At 65.3% G+C, this 23,382-nt stretch carries 16 protein-coding genes; 4 read left to right on the top strand and 12 right to left on the bottom strand.

The genetic code is table 11. The annotated features are described in order from the left end of the window. Positions 1-14: 14 nt before the first annotated feature. The 8 genes from NX775_RS18380 to NX775_RS18345 form a co-directional block, all read right to left on the bottom strand. On the bottom strand, positions 15-1,472 hold the full coding sequence (locus tag NX775_RS18380; RefSeq protein ID WP_258837418.1) for an ATP-binding protein: 1,458 nt from the start codon (positions 1,470-1,472) through the stop codon (positions 15-17). Positions 1,473-1,497: 25 nt separating this feature from the next. Next, positions 1,498-2,205 (bottom strand): response regulator, encoded by a 708-nt coding sequence (locus NX775_RS18375; protein WP_183554044.1) that lies wholly within the window; start codon positions 2,203-2,205, stop codon positions 1,498-1,500. Next, the gene (locus tag NX775_RS18370) at positions 2,177-3,553 is read right to left on the bottom strand and encodes an ABC transporter substrate-binding protein (protein WP_258837266.1); all 1,377 of its coding nucleotides are present in this window, start codon (positions 3,551-3,553) and stop codon (positions 2,177-2,179) included. Before NX775_RS18370 ends, NX775_RS18375 begins: the two co-directional genes overlap by 29 nt. 91 nt (positions 3,554-3,644) lie before the next feature. Then, positions 3,645-6,227, bottom strand: a complete 2,583-nt coding sequence (locus tag NX775_RS18365) for a family 20 glycosylhydrolase (RefSeq protein ID WP_258837265.1) — start codon at positions 6,225-6,227, stop codon at positions 3,645-3,647. Positions 6,228-6,263: 36 nt separating this feature from the next. Continuing rightward, the gene (locus tag NX775_RS18360) at positions 6,264-7,508 is read right to left on the bottom strand and encodes an ABC transporter substrate-binding protein (protein ID WP_258837264.1); all 1,245 of its coding nucleotides are present in this window, start codon (positions 7,506-7,508) and stop codon (positions 6,264-6,266) included. A gap of 13 nt (positions 7,509-7,521) precedes the next feature. After that, positions 7,522-9,231 (bottom strand): hypothetical protein, encoded by a 1,710-nt coding sequence (locus tag NX775_RS18355; RefSeq protein WP_258837263.1) that lies wholly within the window; start codon positions 9,229-9,231, stop codon positions 7,522-7,524. Between the two features lie 73 nt (positions 9,232-9,304). Next, the gene (locus NX775_RS18350; protein WP_258837262.1) at positions 9,305-11,959 is read right to left on the bottom strand and encodes a TonB-dependent receptor; all 2,655 of its coding nucleotides are present in this window, start codon (positions 11,957-11,959) and stop codon (positions 9,305-9,307) included. Positions 11,960-12,036: 77 nt separating this feature from the next. Further along, positions 12,037-13,392: a sugar MFS transporter gene (locus NX775_RS18345; RefSeq protein WP_258837261.1), complete on the bottom strand. Its 1,356-nt coding sequence runs from the start codon at positions 13,390-13,392 to the stop codon at positions 12,037-12,039. Between the two features lie 484 nt (positions 13,393-13,876). Between NX775_RS18345 and NX775_RS18340 the strand changes: the two genes are divergently transcribed. The 4 genes from NX775_RS18340 (at position 13,877) to NX775_RS18325 (ending at position 18,458) form a co-directional block, all read left to right on the top strand. Further along, the gene (locus NX775_RS18340; RefSeq protein ID WP_258837260.1) at positions 13,877-14,881 is read left to right on the top strand and encodes a PEP-CTERM sorting domain-containing protein; all 1,005 of its coding nucleotides are present in this window, start codon (positions 13,877-13,879) and stop codon (positions 14,879-14,881) included. Between the two features lie 413 nt (positions 14,882-15,294). After that, positions 15,295-16,734: a methyl-accepting chemotaxis protein gene (locus tag NX775_RS18335; RefSeq protein WP_258837259.1), complete on the top strand. Its 1,440-nt coding sequence runs from the start codon at positions 15,295-15,297 to the stop codon at positions 16,732-16,734. Positions 16,735-16,755: 21 nt separating this feature from the next. Next, on the top strand, positions 16,756-18,009 hold the full coding sequence (locus tag NX775_RS18330; RefSeq protein WP_258837258.1) for a hypothetical protein: 1,254 nt from the start codon (positions 16,756-16,758) through the stop codon (positions 18,007-18,009). 2 nt (positions 18,010-18,011) lie between these two features. After that, positions 18,012-18,458: a phosphate ABC transporter substrate-binding protein gene (locus tag NX775_RS18325; protein WP_258837257.1), complete on the top strand. Its 447-nt coding sequence runs from the start codon at positions 18,012-18,014 to the stop codon at positions 18,456-18,458. A 33-nt stretch (positions 18,459-18,491) separates the two neighbouring features. Here the strand turns inward: NX775_RS18325 and NX775_RS18320 are convergent, their stop codons facing one another. The 4 genes from NX775_RS18320 to NX775_RS18305 form a co-directional block, all read right to left on the bottom strand. Further along, positions 18,492-18,728, bottom strand: coding sequence for a hypothetical protein (locus NX775_RS18320; RefSeq protein ID WP_183554058.1), 237 nt, complete (start codon positions 18,726-18,728; stop codon positions 18,492-18,494). Between the two features lie 128 nt (positions 18,729-18,856). Next, positions 18,857-19,630 (bottom strand): enoyl-CoA hydratase, encoded by a 774-nt coding sequence (locus NX775_RS18315; RefSeq protein WP_258837256.1) that lies wholly within the window; start codon positions 19,628-19,630, stop codon positions 18,857-18,859. 122 nt (positions 19,631-19,752) lie between these two features. Next, positions 19,753-20,949, bottom strand: a complete 1,197-nt coding sequence (locus tag NX775_RS18310; RefSeq protein WP_258837255.1) for an acetyl-CoA C-acyltransferase — start codon at positions 20,947-20,949, stop codon at positions 19,753-19,755. A gap of 24 nt (positions 20,950-20,973) precedes the next feature. Then, the gene (locus NX775_RS18305) at positions 20,974-23,370 is read right to left on the bottom strand and encodes a 3-hydroxyacyl-CoA dehydrogenase/enoyl-CoA hydratase family protein (protein ID WP_258837254.1); all 2,397 of its coding nucleotides are present in this window, start codon (positions 23,368-23,370) and stop codon (positions 20,974-20,976) included. Positions 23,371-23,382 lie beyond the last annotated feature (12 nt).

Here is a 23,382-nt window from a genome sequence, read left to right as displayed (position 1 = left end):
GCAGGATGAAAGAGTCAAACGGCCGGCAAGCGTACCACCGCATTCAAACCACCCTCGGGATGGTTCGACAGCACCAGCCGGCCGCCATGCGCCTCGATCACGCCGCGCGCGATGCCCAGGCCCAGCCCCATGCCGCCGTCATTCTGCTCGCGCCCGTGCGCCAGCCGCACATACGGATCGAACAGACTGGCAAACGCTTCATCGGGTACGCCAGGCCCGTGGTCGCGCAGGCAGATCAGCACCCAGTCAGGCTCCTGGCGCACGCTGATCTCGGCACGCGCGCCGTAGAACAGCGCGTTGTCGAGCAGGTTGCCAAGCGCGCGCTTGAGTGCCAGCGGCTTGCCGCGCACCGTCACGCCGGACGGCTGCCAGGCCACCGCGTGCCCCGCCAGTTCGGCGCTGCGCACCATGCGGCCCAGCATCGTATCGAGCTTGATCTCGGTCGGATTTTCGTGGATGTCGCTGTCCTTCACGCATTGCAGCGCGCCCTTGACCATCATGTCGAGTTCATCGAGATCCTCCTCGAATTCGTCACGCAGGGCTTCGTCGTCCAGCAGTTCGGCGCGCAGCTTGAGGCGCGTGATCGGCGTGCGCAAATCATGCGAAATCGAGATGAACAAGCGCTCGCGGTCGTCGATATAGCGCCCGATGCGCTCGCGCATTGCACTGAAGGCGCGCGCGGTGTTGATGAATTCGCGGCTGCCGGTTTCGGGCAGCGGACGCGCTTCGTCGTCATGACCCTGGCCCAGCGCCGACGCGGCATCGGACAATGCCGCCAGCGGCCGCGTGATCGAGCGCACGACGAGCAGGCAAAGCAGCAGCACCACGGCCAGCGACAGGATCTGCGGCATCAGGCGATCCCACGCGAACGGGTCGCTGCTGTCGAGGAAATACGGGTTCGGCATCAGGGCCGCCATGTACAGCCAGTTACCGGGCTCGATCTCGGTCTGGATCACGAGGATCGGGGCCGGGTCGGGCTTGAGCAGCAGCACGTGCTGGACCCAGGCATTGGGCAGGTCGTCCAGGCGCACATCGTGTTCGGCCACCACCAGCCGGTCAGGCCGGGCAAACGCGAGCCGGAAGCCCGGCGAATGCGGCAGGTCGCTCCTGAGCGTGGCGTCGACCGTGGCAATCACGCTTTGCGCAAGCGGGTGCGGCGCGATCTGTTCGATCGGCACGTAGGCATGATTGAGGTTGACGAAAAAGCGCGTACCGCCCATTTCACGCAACTGCTGGATGATCAGCAGGCGATAGGCCGGCGGCAGGCTGCGAAAGAAGCGGATCGCGCCCGCTGCGCTGTGCGCCACGTACTGGGCCGACGACTGCGCCTCGACCTGCGATTTCGCGCGCAGCTGGCTGGCCCAGATCGCGCTGGCCGCCAGCTGCGTCACCAGCACCCCGGCCACCATCACGAGCGTCAGGCGGCCAAGCAGCGACGCCGGCAACCAGCGCTGCAACGGCTGGTGCAGCATGCGCGCGAGCGGGTTGCTGCTGCGGCTAGACACTGGACACGCTGACGTCGGCCGAGAACACATAGCCGGCCCCGCGCACGGTCTTGATCAGCGCCGGCTGCTTGCCGTCGTCGTTCAACCGCAGGCGCAGGCGGCTGATCTGCACGTCCAGCGAGCGGTCGAGCGGGCCGGCGTCGCGCCCGCGCGTTTCTTCGCACAGCAGGCCGCGATCGAGGATCTTGCCGGGGTGTTCGGTGAAGTATTTGAGCAGCTGGAAATCGAGCCCCGTGAGCGCCACCGGATTGCCGGCGCTGTCAGTCACCGTGCGCTCCATCAGGTCGAGCGTGAAGCCGACAAACCGGTGGTAGCGCACTGATGGCGTCTCGGGCGCGGCGCGGCGCAGGATCGCCTTGATGCGCGCCAGCAGCTCGCGCGGGCTGTAGGGCTTGGCGATGTAGTCGTCGGCGCCCAGCTCGAGGCCGACGATGCGGTCGGTTTCGTCCGAGCTGGCCGTGAGCATGATGATCGGCACGTTCGAGCGCTGGCGCACCTGCTTGCACAGCGCGAAGCCGTCGGTATCGGGCAGCATCACGTCCAGGATCACCATCGACAGCGTCTCGAGGTGCGCATGGAATTCGGCCAGGAAGCTCTCGCCGTTGTGCGACAGGATCACGTCGTACTGGTTTTTCTCCAGATACGTCTTGAGCAGCACGCAGGTTTTTTTGTCATCGTCTACGATCAGTATCTTGCGCACCCGGCGTCCCCTGGCTGGTTAGATTGAATAGTCTGAACAAGGCGGCGAGGCGGCGCTGGGCCACCGCCACCGGCACGGCGTCGTCGAGCAGGTAGCGATGCACCTCGGCGATGATGGCGTCGCGGCTGGCTTCATCGGTCGCCATCCGGTGCACGAGGCTGGGCGCCTGCACGGCCTCGCCGCCGGCGAAGGTCGTCCACGACGCCCGCGCGCAACTGTCCATGCGCGCCGGGTCGGCATCGCGCCGCACCGGCACTGCGCCCTTGAGCAGATTGAAGTCGGCCTGGATCGACGGCGACAGCAGCAGGCGCGCCATCTTTTCCTGGGCTTCCCGGTGCCGGTAGTCGCCGGCAAACATCGACAGCGTGTCGACACTGTACAGGTGATACGCGCCGGTGCCCGGTGCGCCGACGCAGCCGTAGTCCTGGTCGAGCACCATCCGGTGTTCGGCCAGCTCGGGCTTGGCCCAGTCGCCCATGATCATCATGCCGGCCTGGCCGGTGGCGAAGCGGCGTACGACCTCGGTCCAGGGCCGCTCGGCCAGCTGGCCGCCGGCCCAGCCCTTGATCGTGCGCAGGCGCTGCAGCGCGTGCGCGGTGCGCGCATCAAAAGCAGCGGCGGGACTGCGGCGCACGAACAGCGCGCGATAGAAGGCCGGCCCGCTCTCGGCCAGCACCAGGTTCTCGAACAGCGCCGCCACTTGCCACGCTTCGCTGCTTTGCGCCAGCGGTTGCACGCCCGCGGCCAGCAGACGCGCGGCGACGGCGTCAAATTCGGTCCAGGAGGTGGGCGGCGTGAGCTTGAGCCGAGCGAACAGCGCGCGGTTATAAAACAGCGTATTGACGCGGTGGATGCCGAGTGGCGCGGCCATCGTGTGCTTGCGGTACTTGATCAGGTTCTGGACCGTGGGGAACAGCACGCCGCGCCAGTTGTCGGCAACGGCCACATTGTCCAGTTCGAGCAGCAGGCCCATCTCGGCCCATTCGGCGACCGACACGCCGATGATCTGCGTGACTTCGGGCGCGTCGCCGGCCAGCACCCTGCCCTTGAGGACCTTGCCGGCGCCGATGCCGGCGCCACCGGGAATCGCGGCGTCTTCCCACTGCACGCCCTCCTTGCCGAGGCGCTGCGCCAGCAGATCGGCCGCGCGGCGTTCGCTGGCCGAGGTCCACCAGTGCAGCACCTGCAGGCCGGACGATGGCGCTGCAGACGACGTTGCGGGCGCCGGTGGCACGATCGCCAGCATCGGCGCCGCCGCCTGCACGGCGCCGTGGAAGGCGCCTGCGGCCAGGACGGCCAGGATGGCGCCAAGCCGCAGGCGTCGCCAGTCGCACCAACGTCCTGCCACTTTTCCGATCGACGCTCTCACCCGGTATCCCGCAGAAAACGCTGATTATAGCCCCGTGCTCCGCTACCCAGCAGGCATTTCGGCCACGCCGTCAGCGCCGGTCGATGCGCGCCACCAGTCCAGGCCTGCCATTGCGGTCGAATGCTGCGACCTGCACCAGCCCACGCTCGGTGATCGGCCCGGTCACCGGCCGGCTGCTGGCGGTCGGCGTGCTTCCGTCAACGGTATAGCGCAGCGCAATCCCCGGCAGCACGTGATTGACCAGAACCTTGTCGCCGTCGAGCAGCAGGCCCGGTGGCGCAATGCGATAAGCAACGCCGGTGCGATCCAGGTCGAGCCGCGGCAGCACGCGCTGGCCCAGCGCATTGACGAAGCCAGACCAGGCCGTACGGTGCAGCGCCGCCGCTTTCGTGGCATCGGGCTCGGTGGCCCAGGCCGGATCCGGCGCCCAGGCCCGTTCGGCCACCGCCAGCAGGCGCGGCATGACCAGGTAATCGATGCGGGCCGGGTCGCGCACGGTCTCGGTGAACAAGGTCGCTTCCAGGCCACGCACGCGGCGCTTGCCGAAATCGGTCAGGCCGTCCTTGCCCACGCGCGCAGCCTCGGTCGCGTTCTTCAGATAGTCGAACGGGATGAAGTCATAGGGGGTGTCAAGTTCAATGTAGTCGCCCCAGTTCACGCCCGGCTCTTCCGGGTTGGCGTTGTAGGCCATGTCCATGTACATCTTGGTCACGGGCGCGAGCACGATGTCGTAGCCGGCATTGGCCAGCCGATAGGCCAGGTCTTCGGCGCCTTCGGTATTGTTCCAGACCCAGGCGAGGAACCCCTTCTGCGTGAAGCGTGGGTTCGGGATCAGCTTGTTCTTGCCATGCAGCGTGGTCTTGCGCGCCGCCAGCTCTTCCCAGCCCGACGTGTAGAGGCCATGCTTGCGCAGCATGCCATCGACCCGTTCATAGAAATAATCCCACAGGTCGGCCGTGGATTCGAGGTGTTCGCGGGCCATCATGGCGCGGCTGGCCGGGGATTGTTCCCAGGCGCCGTTCGGCAGTTCGTCGCCGCCCATGTGGATCGTATGCAGCGGCACGCCCGCTTCGCGGTGCAGCTTCACCACTTCGTCGACCACGTGCTGGACGAACGTGAAGCTCGATTCCAGGCCCGGATTGAGCACGTGATCGTTGTACAGCTGCGGCGACTTGTAGACCGAGCGATCGGCGAAATCATTGAGCAGGTACTTGGCCGCGTCCTTGTCGCCGGCTGCCTTCAGGCGGTGGTAGCGCGCTTCCATTGCCTGCACGGCGGCGCGCGCGTGGCCCGGCATTTCGAGCTCGGGAATCACCTCAATGTGGCGCGCCGCTGCGTAGCGCAGGATCTCGATGTAGTCGGCGCGCGTGTAGTAGCCGCTGCCGCCCGTATCGCGCGGATCGGGCCCGGAGCCATAGGCCGGCTGCAGGCGCACGCCCGGCTTGGCGCTGTGGCCACGCACGGCGCCGATCGACGTCAGCTCGGGCAAGCCGGCGATCTCGAGGCGCCAGCCTTCGTCTTCGGTCAGGTGGAAGTGGAACTTGTTCATCTTGTAGCGCGCCATCAGGTCGAGCCACTTGAACACGGTTTCCTTGGTGTGGAAGTTGCGCGATACGTCGAGCATGAAGCCGCGATAAGCAAAGCGCGGTGCATCGACGATCGTCACCTCGGGCACCGACTGGTCGGCGGCGCCGGGCAACGGCAGCAGGTCGCGCAGGGTCTGCAAGCCATACGCCACGCCGGCCGGGCTGTTGCCGACGATCGTGATGCCCGCACCGGCGCCGCTGCCGGCGCGCACCGCAAGGCTGTACGCTTCGGGCGAGGTTTGTCCTTCGACCTTGCCCACGCTCAGGCGCAGCGCAGGCCCGGCTCCCTGCAGCGATGTCGGGAACAGCGAGCCCGCCAGATCGGCTTCGCCTGCCAGCGCCGCCGATGCGCTCACCAATGGCTTGCCCGTCAGGCGCAGCTTGCCGCTGCCCTGCGTCAGCTGCAGGGGCGTCGGCAGCACAAGGGGCACGGCGCTCGCCGGCAGCAGGTCGGCACGCTGGTTGCTGCGGTAGGTATCGGCAGCGGTGACCACGGGCCGCGCGCCCGTATCGCCCTTGTCCAGCTGCTCGGGGCGCGTCACCGGCAGCAGCGCAAAATCGCTGATCGCTACGCCGACCTCGGGCTGCGCGTCATACACCAGGTACGGCCCGATCGGCGCCCGCGCCATCTTGATGATCACCTGCGGATGGTAGTAATCAATGTCGAGCGACTGCCCCGGCGCCAGGCCCGCAAAGTTTGCCTGCGGGCGCAGGCGGTACAGATTGCCGGCAACCTGCTCCATGCGCAGATTGCCCGTCACCGCCCCCGGCACGACGCCATCCATGCTGTTGAAGTACAGCGTCCAGCCCTTGGCCGGCAGGCGCTGGCTGTCGTTGTTGGTCAGGGTCATGCGCGCCTTGGCGCGGCCTTCCGGCATCTGCGGCGTGTACTCGTTGCGCAGCAGTTCCCAGCGCATCTGCAGCCGGGCGCCGCTGGCGACGCCTTCCATGCCGGCCGCAGCGGATGCTGCCAGCGGGGTAGCCGGTGCAGCAGCCATGCCGGCCAGCGGCGTGGCCAGCAGCAGCGACGCCAAGGCGCAGCGTCGAACCAGGTGTGTGGTATCCAAGAGTGTCTCCAATCCAGCCAAAAGTGGGTTCGTCGTTCAGGGTTGCGGGGGCTTGTACCACCGGTCGAAATCGCGTTGCAGTCGGGCCGCCGCGGGTTCCGGCGCCAGCGTCCCTTTCAGCACGTCAGCGTTGACGCGCCATAGCACGCTTTCCATGCTGGGTTGTCCGCGATGCAGCACCTGCGCATTCAGGCGCACGGTCGACGCGCACCTGTTGCGCCATTCGACCATCTGCTTGGCCACCGGATCGCGCATCGCAATCAGGTGATTCGACAGCGTGAAAAAGCCGGTCAGCCGGTTGCTGTAGATGTCGGCAAATTCCTGCGAGCCGACCCAGGCCAGGAACTTGAAAGCGTCCTGCTTGTTCTTCGATGCGCGGTTCACGCCCAGCCCCAGGTCCATGTGGTCCGAGATGAAGCAGGCGTCGCCGCGTTTTTTGACGGGCGCGGCAAACACGCCCAGCTCCAGGCCCGGCGCGCCCGTAAACCGCGCGATATCCCAGGACCCGGCCGGATAGATCGCGGCGCGGCCGGTGGCGAACATCGCCTGGCTCTGGCCATAGGTTTGTGTCGCGGCGCCCGCGGGCAGATAGGCACCCATGCGCGCACCGAAGCGCAGCGCCTCGACGAACGGCGGATCGGTCAGGCGCGCGCGCCCGTCGGCCAGCGCCTTCTGGCCAGCTTCGCCGCGCCAGAAATTGGGCCCGATATTGGTAAATACCAGCTGGCTCGCTTCCCAGCCATCGGCCATGCCGAGCGCCAGTGGCGCGACGCCGTTCTTCTTGAGCACATCGAGCACGCGAAAGAATTCATCTACCGTGCGCGGCGCCTGCAGATCGTACTTGCGGAAGATCGCCTTGTTGTACATGAAGCCGTGGATCACCGACGCCACCGGCATGCAGAAGGCTTCCTTACCGCCGGCCGTCTGCCAGGCGACCATCGCGCCCGGCTCGAAATACTGCATGCCGGGCTTGCCATCCAGGCGCTCCAGATGCCCCTGCGCGTACAGGCTCAAAGACGCGTCGAACGGCCGGCACGCGACCAGGTCACCGGCGCTGCCCTCCGCCAGGCGCGCCGCGAGGCGGCCATCGTAGTCGGTGGGCGCGGTCGGTGCGAACTTGACGTCGATGCCGGGATGGCTGCGCTGGAACGCCGGGATCAGCACCTTTTCCCACAGCGCCTTGTCGTCCACGCGCCAGCTCTCGATCACGAGCGTGCCGGCGTGCGCGAGCGGCGCCACAAGGGTCAAGAGTGCGCACAGCATCCATCCGGCAAAGTGCATCGACCTGCCCTTCTCAGTAATGTGCGTACGGATTCTTGTTCCGGTTCGCGTAGTACAGCCAGGCGGTGCCTGCCACGCTGCCCGAACTGGTGAAGTCCGCATTGGTATTGCGCGTTGCGTACGGCATGCTGCCCAGCTTGTCGACCATGTAGTTCAGCGACTCGAGCGTCTGGCTGGCCCCGTTGCCTGCGCACTGCAAGGTGGGCGCGCCCTGGCGCATCGCCATGATCGCGCCCAGGCTGCCCTCGCTCCAGACGAACGGCGCGCTGGATGGCACGTTGTCGTAGATGACGTCGTAGAAGCCGACGATGCCAGTCACGTTGCGCGACGGGTAGTCCAGGCGCCCGGCGGTATTGAAATAGTCGCACATCCCCGGCAGTGCAGCGGCAAAGTTCTGTCCGGCGCTGCCGACGTTCCCCAGCGCCAGCACCGACCACGAATACGTGTCGAGATAGCGCTCGCTCGTATTGAGCGTGCCGGTATTGGCGTCGTAGCCGCCCAAAAAGCGCGTGCCATTCCACAGGCTTTCCGCCGTCTGCCGCAACTGCGTGGCGGCGGTCAGGTACTGGCTGCCGCCATTGAGCGCGTGGTACTGGTGCAGGCTGGCGTAGGCATCGAGCTGGTGCTCCAGCGCGAAGATGCCGGTGCGGCCCGCGACGTAGTTGGTCGGCGCAAAGCGCAAGCCGCGGCGGCCCACGCCATTGATCGTCACGGCCACGGTTTCTGCGCGCAGGTAGTCGTGCAGGCGCGTCGACATGGCCAGGTACTTCGTGCTGCCAAAGGCTTTCTGGTAGGCGTTGAGCGCCATGCCGAACCAGGCATTGGCGCCGGCGATGCGCATGTCCACGCCGGGATTGGCGTCGGCGCCATCGGTCAGATAAGCAAACACCCACGCGCCGGACGCTGTCTGCGACTTGGCCAGCGCGTTGATGATCTGCTCGGCGCTGGCCTGCTCGCCGGCCAGGCTGAAAGCAATCACGGCCAGCGCCTGGTCGTACAGGAAGGCCGAGCCCATGTCGTGGAAGCTGCGGATCAGGCGCCCCGCGCCATACGGCCCGCCCGTGACCTGCGGCGTATTCATCATGCGCTGCAGCGCGGCGATCTGCGCGTTGGCGGATGTTGCCGGCGCCGGGAAATAAGCGGCGGTGTAGGCCGTGAGCGCCGCCGGATCGATTGGCAGCGACAGCTTGGTCGCGCCCGTGATCTGGCCGCTGCAAAAGCCGCCGGCAGCATTGCAGTTGGGGCCCGACAGTGGATCGTACGATGCCGGGTGCAGCACCAGCACGGCGCGGTCGGCGCTGCCCACCGAACGTGGCAGGGTCAGCGTGAACGTGCCGTCGGCGTTGATGACGGCGTTCGCGTCGGCCTGGTAATAGAACACGTCGTGGTGGATGAACACGCCCAGCCGATAATTCTGCACGCTGCCCGCCGGCAGCGCATGCGCGCCGCGGAATACGGTCTGCGTGGCCGACTGCGTCAGTTGCGAGATGCCGAACGCCACGGCCGGCGCACTGGCGAGCGGCGGTTCGTTGTACGGAAAATCCCAGCCCGACCAGACCGGCCACGGCGACGCGGCAGCCACGGCAACGGGCGCCGCCGACAACTGCCGCGACATACCTGCCTGCACGCCACCATCGGCGGCGTTACCGCCACAACCGGCCAGCACCAGCGCCGTTGCTACCGCGGTCGCTTTCGCACCCAGACCATTGTTCGCACCACGCATCGCATTCTCCTGAAGGACACACTGCTGACAAATTGCTGTCCGGCCGCCGGGCGGCGACCGGATGATCACCGCGTTACCAGTCCACGCCCACGCGCACACCGAACATGCGTGGCTCGTTGTACTGGCCAATGACATACCCCGGGTCGACGATGCGCGCATTGTTCTTGGCAAGCACGTCGTTCAGGTTGTTCACGTACACCTCGGCGCGCCAGTTGCCGCCTGGTGCAGTCAAGCGCAGCGACGCGTCGTAGGTCGCGTAGGCGCCCTGCTGGTTGCCGACGTGGGCGTTGTCCAGGTTCTGGATACTGAAGTACATCTTGTCCTGCCAGCGTGCCGACAGACGCGGCGTGAGCTCGTAGTCGCCCGTCAGCATGAAGCGCTGCGAGACTTCGATCCGGGCCGAGTTGCGCGGCGCGTTCGGCAAATCATTACCCACCACGTTCGCCGGGAAGCGGCCGACCAGCGCCTGGTTCGGGCCCGTGTAGCGCACGCACGGCTCGACGCCGTAAGTGGCGCGGAATGGCCCGCACGGCACGTCACGCCAGGTCTGCGTGTAATCCGGGTACGACACCACCTTGGCCCGCAGATGCGAGTACTGGAAATTCACTTCGGCGCCCGCCCACGGGCGGTATTTGCCTTCCAGTTCGAGGCCCGATATCTTCGCTTCGGCCGCATTCGTGGTGCCGTACAACACCGCCGAATCGCACGATGGATTGGCCGCGGTGCACGGGATCGCCGGGATGATCTTGCCCATCTCGACCGCGCCCGTCATCTGCATGTCCTTGTAGCGGCTGTGGAAGGCGGTGGCCGAGAACGACAGGCGGTTGTCCAGCATGCGGCCCTTGTAGCCGACCTCGAAATTGGTCAGCGTTTCAGGCTTCCATGGCAGGAAGGTGTAGTGCGGGCCTGGCTCGCGGTCGGCGCAGTTGCCGCCCAGGCCGCGTGCGCAGATATTCTGCTTGTCGCTGAAGCCGCCGGCCTTGTAACCGGTCGAGAGCGAACCGAACACGAAGTCGTCCGGCGTGACCTGATAGCTCAGGCCCAGGCGCCAGGTGAACTTGTTCCACGAATCGCGATTGCTGCTCACGTCAGGCGTGATGCCGGCCATGCCGGCCACGCCGTAGTACGAACCCATGCCGGGTTTGAGGTCGCTGCTGTTGAAGAAGCGGCCCGGGATCGGCGTGTACTGGCCCTGGAAATACGAGTACGGATCGCCCGTGGTGCCCGAATCGTAGAACTTGCCGTTCTTGTCTTCGCGCTCGTCGCGCGTCATGCGTCCGCCAACCGTCAGGTTCCATTTCGGCGCGAAGGCCCAGTCGACCTGGCCGAAGGCGGCCATCGATTCGGACTGGCGGTCGGTCTGGTCGTACAGCGCGTAGTACGGCGCGCCCGGCGCATTGACCATCGCCGAGATCGAGTCTTCGCCGAACTCGATCGCGTTCTTTTCGTGCATCCAGAACAGGCCCGTGACGTAGCGCAGATTGCCCTGCTCGCCGCGCAGCTGCAGTTCCTGGACCGTGGTCTTGAACTTGGACGAATTGGTAAAGCCGGCCGAATCGTTGACGAAGCCGCCGTAGATGTTGATGTCTTCGGCCAGTGGCTGGTAGCCCGAGTCACCGTCGCGGATCTGGCGGCGGTTCTGCTCCGAGTACGACACGTTGTATTCGACGGTCGTGTGGTCGTTCACGCTCCAGGTCAGGCGGTTGCGGAAGGTGTCGATGTTCCAGTCGAGTTCACCCGGCCGGTTGATCTTGACGTCCCACTGCCCGCCCGGGCAGGCGTGGGCCGTGCCGGCCGCCATCGTGCAATCCTTGAGCGCGATGTCGCCGGCGCCCTTGTTGGTGTAGCGCTCGTAGGCGCCGAGCCATTCGAGATCGTTGCGGATCTTCCAGCGGCCCTGCAGGCGCGCCGCCCATTCGTCCTTGTTGCCATAGGCATCGCTGGCGCCGACCTTGCGGTTGTAGCGCTGGTCGACATCGGGAATGATGTTGCCGGCCGCATCGCGCGCCGGCGTCACGCCGAATTCCGGGAAGTTCGCGGCGTAGAAATCCTGCTCCTGGTTCAGGTAGCTGTCGCGCTTGATGACCATCATCGTGGCGCGCATCGCGAAGGTGTCGCTGACCGGGATGTTCTGCACGGCCGTCACCTGGCGCAGGTTGTAGCGCCCGAGCGTCAGGCCCGCATTGCCTTCGGTCGAATTGAACTGCGGCTTGTTCGGGATGATGTTGATGCTGCCGCCCGTCGCATTGCGGCCGAACAGCGTGCCCTGCGGGCCGCGCAGCACTTCGACCTGCTCCAGGTCGAACAGCAGCGCCAGCGCCGATTGCGGGCGCGGCGTGTAGATGCCGTCTACGTTCAGGCTGACCGCCGGATTGCCGATCTCGGTGAAGTCGTTGCTGCTCACGCCGCGCACCGAAATCTTCACGCCCGAGCTGCCATCGGTCGCACTGCCCAGTTGCAGGTTGGGCACTTCGCCACTCAGGCCGCGCACGTCGGTGATGCCCTTGCGGGTCAGTTCTTCCTGGCCGACGGCGGTCACCGACACCGGGGTGCGCAAGAGTGAGGTCGAATGGCGGGTAGCCGTCACCCGCACCTCGGCAATCGCTTCACCGGTGTTTTGCCGGGGCGTCGTCGCTCCAGCCGTGTCCTGCGCCAGGGCCGGCATGGCGATGCAGGCGCTGGCGACAGCCGCGCTGATCAGCGTTTTATGTGGTTTCAGTAGAGACATCCGGTGCTCCTGGTATGAAATGAAAAACGATGGACCGCGCAGCAGCGCCGTGCGGACAAGTCCTGGTGGGGTGGAAATCAGGGTCGGGCGGATGCGCCCGGATTGCGCCAGCGACGGATCTTGTGGCCGTAGGCCGCGTACCAGAGAATCAGGCCGTAGCACGGCAACAGCATCCAGTAAGCGCCGCGCGAGGTGTTCAGGTCGGCGAAGTGGCCATACAGCAGCGGCAGCACCGCGCCGCCGGAGATCGCCATGACCAGCAGCGCCGAGCCGCTTGCCGTGTAGCGGCCCAGGCCCTGCAGGGCCAGCGGCCAGATGGCCGGCCATACCATGGCGTTGGCCAGGCCCAGCAGCGCCAGGTACATGACCGTGTCGGGCACCGTTGGCACGCCGGCCCAGCCGATCAGGGCTTGCGAGACGCCGCTGTCAGTGGGCGAGCCGGTGGCCACGCCGATCGTCAGCAGCAGGCCGGCTACGGCCGAGAGCAGCAAGGCGCGCTGCTGCGACAGGTAGCGCGGAATCGCGACCACGCCGATCAGGTAGCCCAGCACCATGCACATCATCGTGTAGGACGTCAGCACGCCGAAGTTGGCCACGTTCAGTTCATGCCCATACAGGCCGATGGTGTCGCCGGCGATGACTTCCACGCCGACGTAGGCAAACAGCGCCATCGCGCCCAGCACCAGCTGCGGGAACTGCAGCACGCCGGTGCGCTCGACGCCAGATTCTTGGGTGTCGGCCTCGGGCTCGATATCGCGCAGGTTCGAAAAATGGATGAAGACCATGATCACGAACAGCACCGCCGCCATGCAGATGTACGGCAGCACCAGCCGCTCGGACAGGCCGGCCCGCGCAGCGCTGCGGGCGACCGGGTCGAGCGCTTCGAGCGCCGTGTGCGAGAAGCTGTCGATGTCGGCCAGCATCAGCGTGGAGAACACGAGCGGCACCACGACCCCGGCGCCCTTGTTGAACAGGCCCATGATGCTGATGCGCATGGCGGCGCTCTCGCGCGGGCCAAGGCAGACGATGTAGGGATTGATCGCGGTCTGCATCAGCGTCATGCCACTGGCGAGCGTGAACAGCGCCACGAGGAACAGTTCGTAGCGCGCGCTTTGCGCCGCCGGGATGAACAGCAGTGCGCCCACGCACATGATGCCCAGACCGATCGTCATGCCCTTCTTGTAGCCGGTGCGGACCAGCACCGCAGCCGATGGCAGGGCCATGGCCGTGTAGGCGATGTAGAACGCGAAGGTCACCCACAGGGCCTGGAAATTGTTCAGGCCGCAGACGATCTTCAAAAAGGGAACCAGCGAGCCATTGAGCCAGGTGACGAACCCGAGGATGAAGAACAGCAGGCCGACGAATGCCATGCCGAGGACAACGTCGCGCCTGGAATTGCCGGCAACCGGCGCGCTGGCGAGGGTCACAGCCATGCTGCGCTACCCGCGTCGATGGCTGCCAACAGTGCGCACGGCAAGCGGTGCGGGAGCGTTTTGAACTGTTGCATGAATGTCCTCGTGTTATCGATGATTCATGCTAGCAGTGGCGCCAGCGGGCGACTACCAGCTGCCAGGAAACACATAACCTCATGATTTCATTGAATTGTTGGTTGCTCACTCCCCGCTGTTGCTCACACTTCTTTACAAACGGGGTGCCCTGACGCTGCCAGGCACGGGAAATGCGCGGTGCTTGCTTGCAAAACTTTACAAAACGACGCGAGAAATTACAGGAGTGTGACGTCAGCGCCACATGAAGGCGGGTTTATCGACAGCGAGGTGCGGTGTCGGCCTGCTTTACACCCTGACAGCGTTATATGCAGCAGGCATCTATAACTGACTGATTATTCAGTAATATCCGTCGTCGGCATGCGACTTGCTTAATCTTGAACACCAACTAAAAAACACACTGGAGACTTTGATGACCATTCTTTGCAGCCTGCACCGTTCCGGCACGGTACTCTTCGCCGCAGTCGCACTGGGCGGCCTGGCCCTGCCCGCGTCCGCCACGACCATCCTGTTTGTCGGCAACAGCTTCACCTATGGCGACCCGGCCGGCGCCAAACCACCACTCGTGCAGAACTACCGTCCCGATACCGTGACCGACCTGAATGGTCTGGGCATCGGTGGTGTACCGGCGCTGTTCAAGGCCATGACGATGCAGGCCGGCCTGGATTATCAGGTCAGCTTGGAAACCGAGCCCGGCTCGGGCCTGGATTTTCACTACAACAACCGCTTCAACACAATCGTGAAGCCGTTCGACATGGTGCTGCTGCAAAGCTACAGCACGCTCGACGGCGCCAAGCCGGGCAACCCGGAAACGCTGATCCGCTATTCCGGCCTGCTGGCCAATGCGCTTCGCGAGCAGAATCCGGATGTCGACGTGCGCCTGACGTCGACCTGGTCGCGCGCCGACCTGACGTACAAGAACGCCACCAGCCCGTGGTTTGGCAAGTCGATCTACGCAATGGCGCAAGACGTGCGCGCCGGCTATGATGCCGCCGATTCGGCCTCAGGCATCATCAATGGCGTGATCCCCGTGGGCCAGGCGTGGAGCCAGGCGATCGCAGGCGGCCTGGCCGATGCCAACCCGTACGACGGCACCGGCGCCGGCCAGATCAACCTGTGGGCGCCGGACTCCTACCACGGCAGCAACTACGGCTACTACCTGGAAGCGCTGACCATCTTCGGCAACGTGACCGGACTCGATCCACGCTCACTGGGCGCCGACGATTACGTCGCCCGCGACCTTGGCATCAACGTGGCGACTGCACTGGCCTTGCAAGGCTTCGCTGCCGCGCAGCTGGAGGCAGAAGAAGTGCCGGAGCCTGGCATGCTGGCCATGTTCGCGACCGTCGGCGGCTTGCTGGTCGCCGTGCGCCGCCGTCGTGGCAATGCCAAGGCACCCCACGGCGCACACGCCTGATATCGCGCGTTCGCGCGTCGACATTCCTCATCTGCTGATCTTGGCGGCGCCTGCCCTGGCGCCGTCACGGTCACGGTCACGGCCACCCTCACCGTCGTCGCCCACGCCCTGGCAGCACACGATTGCAACACCTGCTGTTGCGTCTGTACGAATTGCCATAATTTCTGGCTGATTTGCACGATTTGCTCAGCGCACGCGGCCATCCTACGGATTCTGCGAAATTTCTTTAAAGAAATAATCACACTTTCTCACTTTGAACATCATATTTACTGACCCTGGCACTGTCAGTATGGCAAGAGAGCGCAGAACCAGCACGCTTTTCATAATCAGAAGATATTGAACGACTGCAAGCGTTTCCTCCAGTCTATATTTTTCAGGTTAAATAGTGAAAAAATTCACTTTACGAGACCCTGATGCCGACCCAACCCAACCTGCTGCCTGTCTACCGCCATGCCGACCGCTTGCTGATCATCGTGCTGTGGGCGATGTTGGGCTTTTCGCTGGCGTTGACCGGCATGCACGACACCATGAGATGGTCGCTGCTGGTCGGTCTGCCGATCGTTGCGATCGCAAGTGGTGTCACGTTCCTGGCCAGCGGCACGCTCACGAGCCGGCTGGTCAATGCCGGCGCGCTGATGGCCATGTGCGCGCTGCACATCCATCAAGGTAACGGCCGGGAAGAACTGCATTTCGGGATCTTCGTATCGCTGGCGATCCTGCTGTGCTACCGCGACTGGCGCGTGATCCTGTTCGCCGCAGGTCTGACCGCCGTGCACCATTTCAGCTTCAACTACCTGCAAGAGCTCGGCTACGGCGTCATTTGCCTGACCCGGCCGGGACTGGCGATCGTCTTCATCCACGCCGGCTACGTCATCGTCGAAACGATGGTGCTGTGCTACATCGCGCTGGTACTGCAACGCGAAGCGCTGCGCTCGGCCGAACTGCGCGCCAGCGTGGCGATGCTGCAGGCCCAGCACGGGATCATCGACCTGCGCTCGCTGGCGCCGGTTACCAGCAGCAGCGGCCGCGCCCTGCGCGATGTGCTGCACACGCTGCAGACGGCGATTGGCCAGGTGCGCGACACGGTCGAGACCACGCGCGGCGCCGCCAGCGACATTGCCGAAGGCAGCGCGCTGCTGTTCGAACACTCGCGGGACCAGACCGAGGCCTTTGGCCGCGCCGCCGCCTCCATCGACGAACTGGGCGACATCATCCGCGCCAATGCCGATCATGCCCGGCAAGCCAATGCGCTTGCCACGCAGGCATCGGGGATTGCCGTCGTCGGCGGGCGCCAGGTCAGTGCGGTCGTCGAGCGCATGGGCCTGATCGACACGTCGTCGCGCCAGATCGCCGAGATCACCGCCGTCATCGACGGCATCGCGTTCCAGACCAATATCCTGGCCCTCAACGCTGCGGTGGAAGCCGCCCGTGCCGGCGAACAGGGACGCGGTTTTGCGGTCGTCGCTGCCGAAGTGCGGCAACTGGCCCAGCGCTCGGGCGCGGCCGCCCGCGAAATCAAGGGCCTGATCGAGGAATCGGTGCGCCAGGTCAGCGCCGGCAGTGCGCTGGCCCAGGAGGCCGGCCGCACGATGGACAACATCGTGCAAAGCGTGACCGACGTGACTGGGATGGTCGGCCGGATCAGCGCGGCTGGCGACGATCAGGCCGTGCGTGTGGAGGCGGTGGCCGACGCCATCGGCGCCATGGACAGGTCGTTGCAGCACAACACCCAGATGGTCAGCAAGACCGCCGCCGCGGCCGATTCGCTGCAGCAGCGGGCCCATGGCCTGGCGCAGATCGTGCGCATCTTCCGGCTCGACACGCCAGGCACGGCGCAGTTGGGACTAACCTGAGCGCAGTACAATGACGACGTCATGCCATTCATATTGACTACCCCGGCGGCGCGTGGCGTCGCCCCCGTCGCCCTGCTGCTCTGCCTATTGGCCTGGCCGCCGGGCGATGCGCGCGCGCAGGCAACGTGGAACGTGACCGGGTTCGGTACCGTTGCCGCTGTCCATGCCACGCAGGACCAGGGCGACTACACGGTCAATCCCAACTCGCCTGGCCAGGCGGGCTACTCCAAAGCGTGGGCGTTCGACGTCGATAGCCGCGCCGGTGCGCAGCTCGATGTCCGGTTCGACAAGCGCTGGTCGGCCGTGGTCCAGGCGACACAGGAAAAAAGCATCGAGAATTCGTACAAGACGTACCTTACCTGGGCCAACGTGAAGTTCCAGGCAACGCCGGAGCTGTCGCTGCGCGCCGGACGCATTGCGCTGCCGCTGTTCCTGGCCGCCGACTATCGCAAGGTGGGCTACGCCCTGCCCTGGATGCGCGCGCCCGTCGAACTGTACAGCCTGATACCGATTTCCTACAGTGACGGCGTCGACGCCTCGTACCGCTGGCATACCGGGCAGGTCAAGCACGAGACCACGCTCTCGCTGGGCCATGCGGCCGCGCGCCTGAACAAGGACCTTACTGGCAAGGCCCGCAACATCGTCGGCCTCACCGAGAGCGCGACCGCCGGCGCACTGACCGTGCGCTTCACGGCGGCCCAGGCGCTCTTGGTGGTGCCGGGTGCGGAAGCGTTGTTCGACGGCTTGCGTGCCTTCGGCCGGCCGGGCGAGGCGCTGGCAGACCGCTACGATATCGCCAAGCGCCATGTGCGCGTGTTCAGCGCCGGCTTCAACTACGATCCGGGCGACTGGTTCATTACCGGCGAGAGCGGGCGCATCAACACCAGCTCGCTCCTGGGCGACCAGACCGCCTCGTATCTGTCGGCCGGCCGGCGCTTCGGCAATGTCGCGCCCTACGTCACCTATGCGCGCCTGGTCGCCAACCTCGCCACGCAGACAGCCGGGCTGCCGCTGGACGGCTTGCCGCCCGAAGCGGCGGCGGTGGCGGGCTCCTTGAACAATGCATTGAATGACCAGCTGCGCCAGATTGGCGTGCAGGACACGGCCAGCGTTGGCGTGCGCTGGGATGTCGCGCCGAACATTGCACTCAAAGGGCAGTTCGACCGCGTCAAGCCGCGCGGCGGCTCGATCGGCACCCTGATCAACGTTCAGCCGGGGTTCCGTTCCGGCCAGGCGTTCAACGTCATCAGCCTTGGCATGGACGTCGTTTTCTGACCATGATGAACCGTTCGCTTCCCACACTGTTGCTGGCCCTGTGCCTGGGTCCCGCACTTGCGCTGGCGCCCAGCGCTGCCCCGGCAGCGGAGCTGGCCGTGATCGTCTCAGCGCGCAGCAACATCAGCATGCTCAGTGCCGACCAGGTTGCCGAGATCTTCCTGTTCCAGACCAACCGCTTCCCGAACGGCAGTGAAGTGGTGCCCATCGACCAGGACCTCGGTTCACCGCTGCGTAACGAGTTCTACAGCAAGGTCACGCACCGCACCCCGGCGCTCGTGAAAGCGCACTGGGCCAGACTGATCTTCACTGGCCGCGGCCAGCCACCGGCCGAGGTCGATGGCAATGCCGCCATGCGCAGGATGATTGCGGAGAATCCGGGGATGATCGGCTATGTCGAGCGCACGGCGCTGGATCCCAGCGTGCGCGCGGTGTTGATCGTGCGCTGACAGGCGTTGCTGCCAGCGGACGATCAGCTGTTTTCAGCGATTTTCGGGATCGGCACGCCGTTCCGGCGGGTCGCCCTCTTCGAAGCCGGCGACAAACACCAGCAGCACATCATTCAGGATTTTTTCCTGGCCTGCTTCGAGCAGCGCATTGGCCACCCGTGACAGTTCGACCGGATCGGCCTTGCCATAACTGCCATCGATTGCTCTGCGCGTTACCTTGCCAAGTTCAAACGCCAACTCGGCGACCGCAGTATTTTCCGTCGTTCTCATATCACCCTTTTTTTAGCAAGCGCCCGCCGCATGAAGATCGTTATCGGTGGCGGGCACGGTTCGGCACATGATACCGGCGAACGGCCATGGGGGTGCGCCCCGGTGCCGCCCGTTCGCCGGCTGGCCGACTAGTCGAACTTGCTGAAATCCGGCTTGCGCTTTTCGAAGAACGCGGTGAAGGCTTCCTTCGCTTCGGCGCCGCCCAGCATCGCGCTGAACTGTTCGTTTTCAGCCGCAATGGTGTCCCGGACGTGCGCGGTGCGCGCGCGGCGCATCAGCGCCTTGGTCGTGCGGATCGAGGCTGGGGGCAGCTTGACCAGTTTTGCCGCTTGCGCCTGCGCGAACGCGAGCAGTTCCGCTGCCGGCACGACGCGCGCGACGATGCCCATCTCCAGCGCTTCCTGGGCCAGGAACGGCTCGCCCAGCATCAGCTTTTCAGCGGCGCGCGTGTAGCCGGCCGACTGCGCGACCAGCAGCGACGAGGCAAATTCAGGACACAGGCCCAGCTGCGAGAACGGCATCGAGAATTTGGCGTTGTCGGCCGCGTAGACCAGGTCGCAATGCATCAGGAGCGTGGTGCCGATACCGACGGCGGCGCCGGCCACGGCCGCGACCACCGGTTTGGTGCAGCCTTCCAGCGCCAGCATGAACTGGAACACCGGACGCTCTGGCGTCATCGCGCCTTCGCCGGTGTTGTTCAGGAAATCGTCGAGGTCGTTACCGGCGGTGAAAATCTCGGGCTGGCCGGTGATCAGGATGGCGCGGATCGTCGTGTCCTGCTCGGCGGCGCGCAAGGCGTCGGCCATCGTCTGGTACATCGCGCCGGTGATCGCGTTCTTGCGTTCGAGGCGGTTGAAGGTGATCGTGAGGATGCCGTCGGCGGTGGTGGTGAGGATGCTCATGGTGGTTGTCTCCCGTTGTTTCTTGGGCTGGTTGGACGCGTGGGCGGGAGACCCGCCCACCCTACATAGTCGATTGTAGGGTGAGCGGATCTCCCGCCCACGCGGTGATCGTACTGGCTTGCTTAGACGCGTTCGATAATGCCCGCAGCGCCCATGCCGGCGCCGACGCACATCGTCACCATGCCGTACTTCAGATTATTGCGACGCAGCGCGTGCACGACGGTCGCGGCGCGGATCGCGCCGGTTGCGCCCAGCGGGTGCCCCAGAGCGATCGCGCCGCCCAGCGGGTTGACCTTGCTGGTGTCCAGGCCCAGGTCGCGGATCACGGCCAGCGCCTGCGCGGCGAAGGCTTCGTTCAGCTCGATCCAGTCCAGCTGGTCCTGCGTGATGCCGGCGGCGGCCAGCGCGGCAGGAATCGCAAACTTCGGACCGATGCCCATGATTTCCGGCGGCACGCCGCGCACGGCGAACGACGAGAACTTGGCCAGCGGCGTCAGGTTGTGCTCGCGCAGGATTTTTTCGCTGACGACGATCAGGGCGCCGGCGCCATCGGACATCTGCGACGACGTGGCGGCCGTGACCGAACCCTTGGCGGCGAACACGGGCTTGAGTTTGCCCATGCTTTCCATGCTGGCGTCGGCGCGTGGGCCTTCGTCGGTGTCCACGGTGCGGGTCTTGACGTCGATCTGGCCGGTGGCCAGGTTCGGCGTGCGGGTGATGACGTCGACCGGGGTGATCTCGTCCTTGAAGTGGCCGGCCTGCTGCGCAGCGATGGCGCGGCGGTGCGATTCCAGGCCGAAGGCGTCCTGGTCTTCGCGCGAGATCTTCCACTGGTTGGCGACGTTCTCGGCCGTCAGGCCCATGCCGTAGGCCAGGCCCACGTTCTCGTCCTTGAACGTGTCCATATTGATCGACGGGTGGTGGCCCATCATCGGCACCATCGACATCGATTCGACGCCGCCGGCGATCATCACGTCGGCTTCGCCCACGCGGATGCGGTCAGCGGCCATCGCCAGTGCGGTGATGCCCGAGGCGCAGTAACGGTTGACCGTCACGCCGCCCACGGTGTTCGGCAAGCCGGCCAGCACCACCGAGTTACGGGCGATGTTGAAGCCCTGCTCGGCTTCCGGGAACGAGCAGCCGATGATCGCATCGATGATCAACGCCGGGTCCAGGTTCGGCACGGCCGCCATGGCGCCGCGGATCGCGTGCACCAGCAGATCGTCCGGGCGGGTCTTGTTGAACATGCCGCGCGGCGCCTTGCCGATCGGGGTGCGGGTCGCTGCGACGATGTATGCGTCTTGAAGTTGTTTGCTCATGTCAGTGTCCTGTTCTGTCGACGCTTAGTTGCGCACTGGCTTGCCGGTCTGCATCATGCCCATGATGCGTTCCTGCGTTTTCGGATTGTTCAGCAGCGCCACGAAGGCCTTGCGCTCCAGGTCGAGGATCCACTGCTCGCTGACCACACTGCCCTGGTCGATGTCGCCGCCAGTGACGATCTCGGCGATGGTGTCGCCCAGCTGGTAGTCATAGGCCGAGATGAAGCCGCCGTCGCGCATATTGACCATCTGGCCGCGGATCGTGCCCCAGCCGTAACGGCCGGTGACCGGGAACGTGCGGCGCGCCGGGGCGCGGTAGCCAGCATCGGCCATCGCGCGCGCCGTGGTTTTCGCCACGTGCAGCAGTTCGTAGGCGTTGAAGACAATCACGTCGTCTTCTTTCAGGTAACCCATGGCCTTCGCTTCCAGCGCCGACTTCGACACTTGCGCGGTGGCCGCGTTCATGAAACCGTTCTTCAGGAATTGCAGGATGTCGTTGCCCTTGGCTTCGGTTGCGGCGCGCAGCGCTGCTTCCTTCAGGCCGCCGCCGGCAGGCACCAGGCCCACGCCCACTTCGACCAGGCCGATGTACGACTCGATCGACGCGACACGCTTGCTGGCATGCAGCGCCAGCTCGCAGCCGCCGCCCAGCGCGAGGCCCGCCACTGCGGCCACGACCGGCACGTTCGAGTACTTGAGCGCCATGAAGGTGTCCTGCAGCTCGCGCACGATCGGCTCCATCGCCTTCGCGCCGCCGGCCATGAAGGCTGGCAAAGCAGATTGCAGGTCGGCGCCGGCCGAGAACGCGCCGCCTTCGGCTGCGTCGGTGTTCCAGATCACGATGCCCTTGAAGCCGGCTTCGGCTTCTTTCAGTGCGCGCTGCAGACCCTTGATGACGCCATCGCCGATGACATGCATCTTGGTCTTGAGCGAGACGACCAGGACTTCGTCGTCCGAATGCCACAGGCGCACGGACTCGTCTTCGAACACGGTGGTGCCGGCGGTTTTCGGATCGGCGCCGCCCAGGCCAACGACCGGTGCGCGGAACTGCTGGCGCTGGTAGACCGGCAGATCGGACAGTGGCACATAGCCGCTCTTGGCCACCGAGTACGAACCCTCAGGGGTATGCACGCCCTTCTCGGCGACCGAACCCTCGAACACCCAGGCTGGCAGCGGTGCCGTCGACAGTGCCTTGCCGGCGTCGATGTCTTCCTTGACCCACTGCGCGATCTGCGTCCAGCCGGCGCCCTGCCACGTTTCGAACGGGCCGACGCTCCAGCCGAAGCCCCAGCGCATCGCAAAATCGATGTCGCGCGCGTTGTCGGCAATCGATTCGAGGTGGAACGCGATGTAGTGGAACGCGTCACGGAAGATCGCCCACAGGAACTGCGCCTGCGGGTTGGTCGACTCGCGCATGGCCTTGAACTTCTTGACCGGGTCTTTCTCTTTCAGGATACGGCCAACGATGTCGGCGGCCTTGGCGCCGCCGGCGACGTATTCACCCGTGGCGAAGTCCAGGCGCTGGATCTCCTTGCCGACCTTCTTGTAGAAGCCGGCGCCGGATTTCTGGCCCAGTGCACCTTTTTCGATCAGCTTGGCCAGGATGTCCGGCGTTTTGTAGACGCTGAAGAACGGGTCGTCCTTCAGGTTGTCCTGCATCGTCTTGATCACATGGCCCATCGTGTCCAGGCCGACCACGTCCGCGGTGCGGAAGGTGCCCGACTTGGCGCGGCCCAGCTTGGCGCCGGTCAGGTCGTCGACCACGTCGACCGACAGGCCGAATTTCTCGGCTTCGACGATCGTGGCCAGCATGCCGAAGATGCCGACGCGGTTGGCGATGAAGTTTGGCGTGTCTTTCGCGCGCACGACGCCCTTGCCCAGGGTCGAGGTCAGGAACGTTTCGAGCTGGTCGAGGATGTCGGGACGGGTGTCCGTGGTCGGGATCAGTTCGACCAGGTGCATGTAGCGCGGCGGATTGAAGAAGTGCACACCGCAGAAGCGTGCCTTGAGCTCTGAATCAAAACCTTCGGCCAGCTTGTTGATCGACAGGCCCGACGTGTTCGATGCGAAGATCGCGTTCGGCGCGATGTGCGGCGCGACCTTGGCGTACAGGTCGTGTTTCCAGTCCATGCGCTCGGCGATGGCTTCGATGATCAGGTCGCAACCGGCCAGCACGTCGAGGTTATCCTCGTAGTTGGCCACTTCGATCAGGGCCGCGTCATCCTTGTTGCCCAGCGGGGCTGGCGAGAGCTTTTTCAGGTTCTCGATGGCGCGCAGGACGATGCCGTTCTTCGGACCCTCTTTTGCAGGCAGGTCGAACAGCACGACTGGCACCTTGGCGTTCACGCAGTGGGCGGCGATTTGCGCGCCCATCACGCCGGCGCCCAGCACGGCGACTTTCTTGACGATGAAATTGGACATGTAAGATTTCCT

Source organism: Massilia aurea (assembly GCF_024753205.1).
Classification (GTDB): domain Bacteria; phylum Pseudomonadota; class Gammaproteobacteria; order Burkholderiales; family Burkholderiaceae_D; genus Telluria; species Telluria aurea.
Note: the sequence above shows the minus strand (reverse complement) of the source record. Positions and strands in the feature narration are given on the sequence as shown.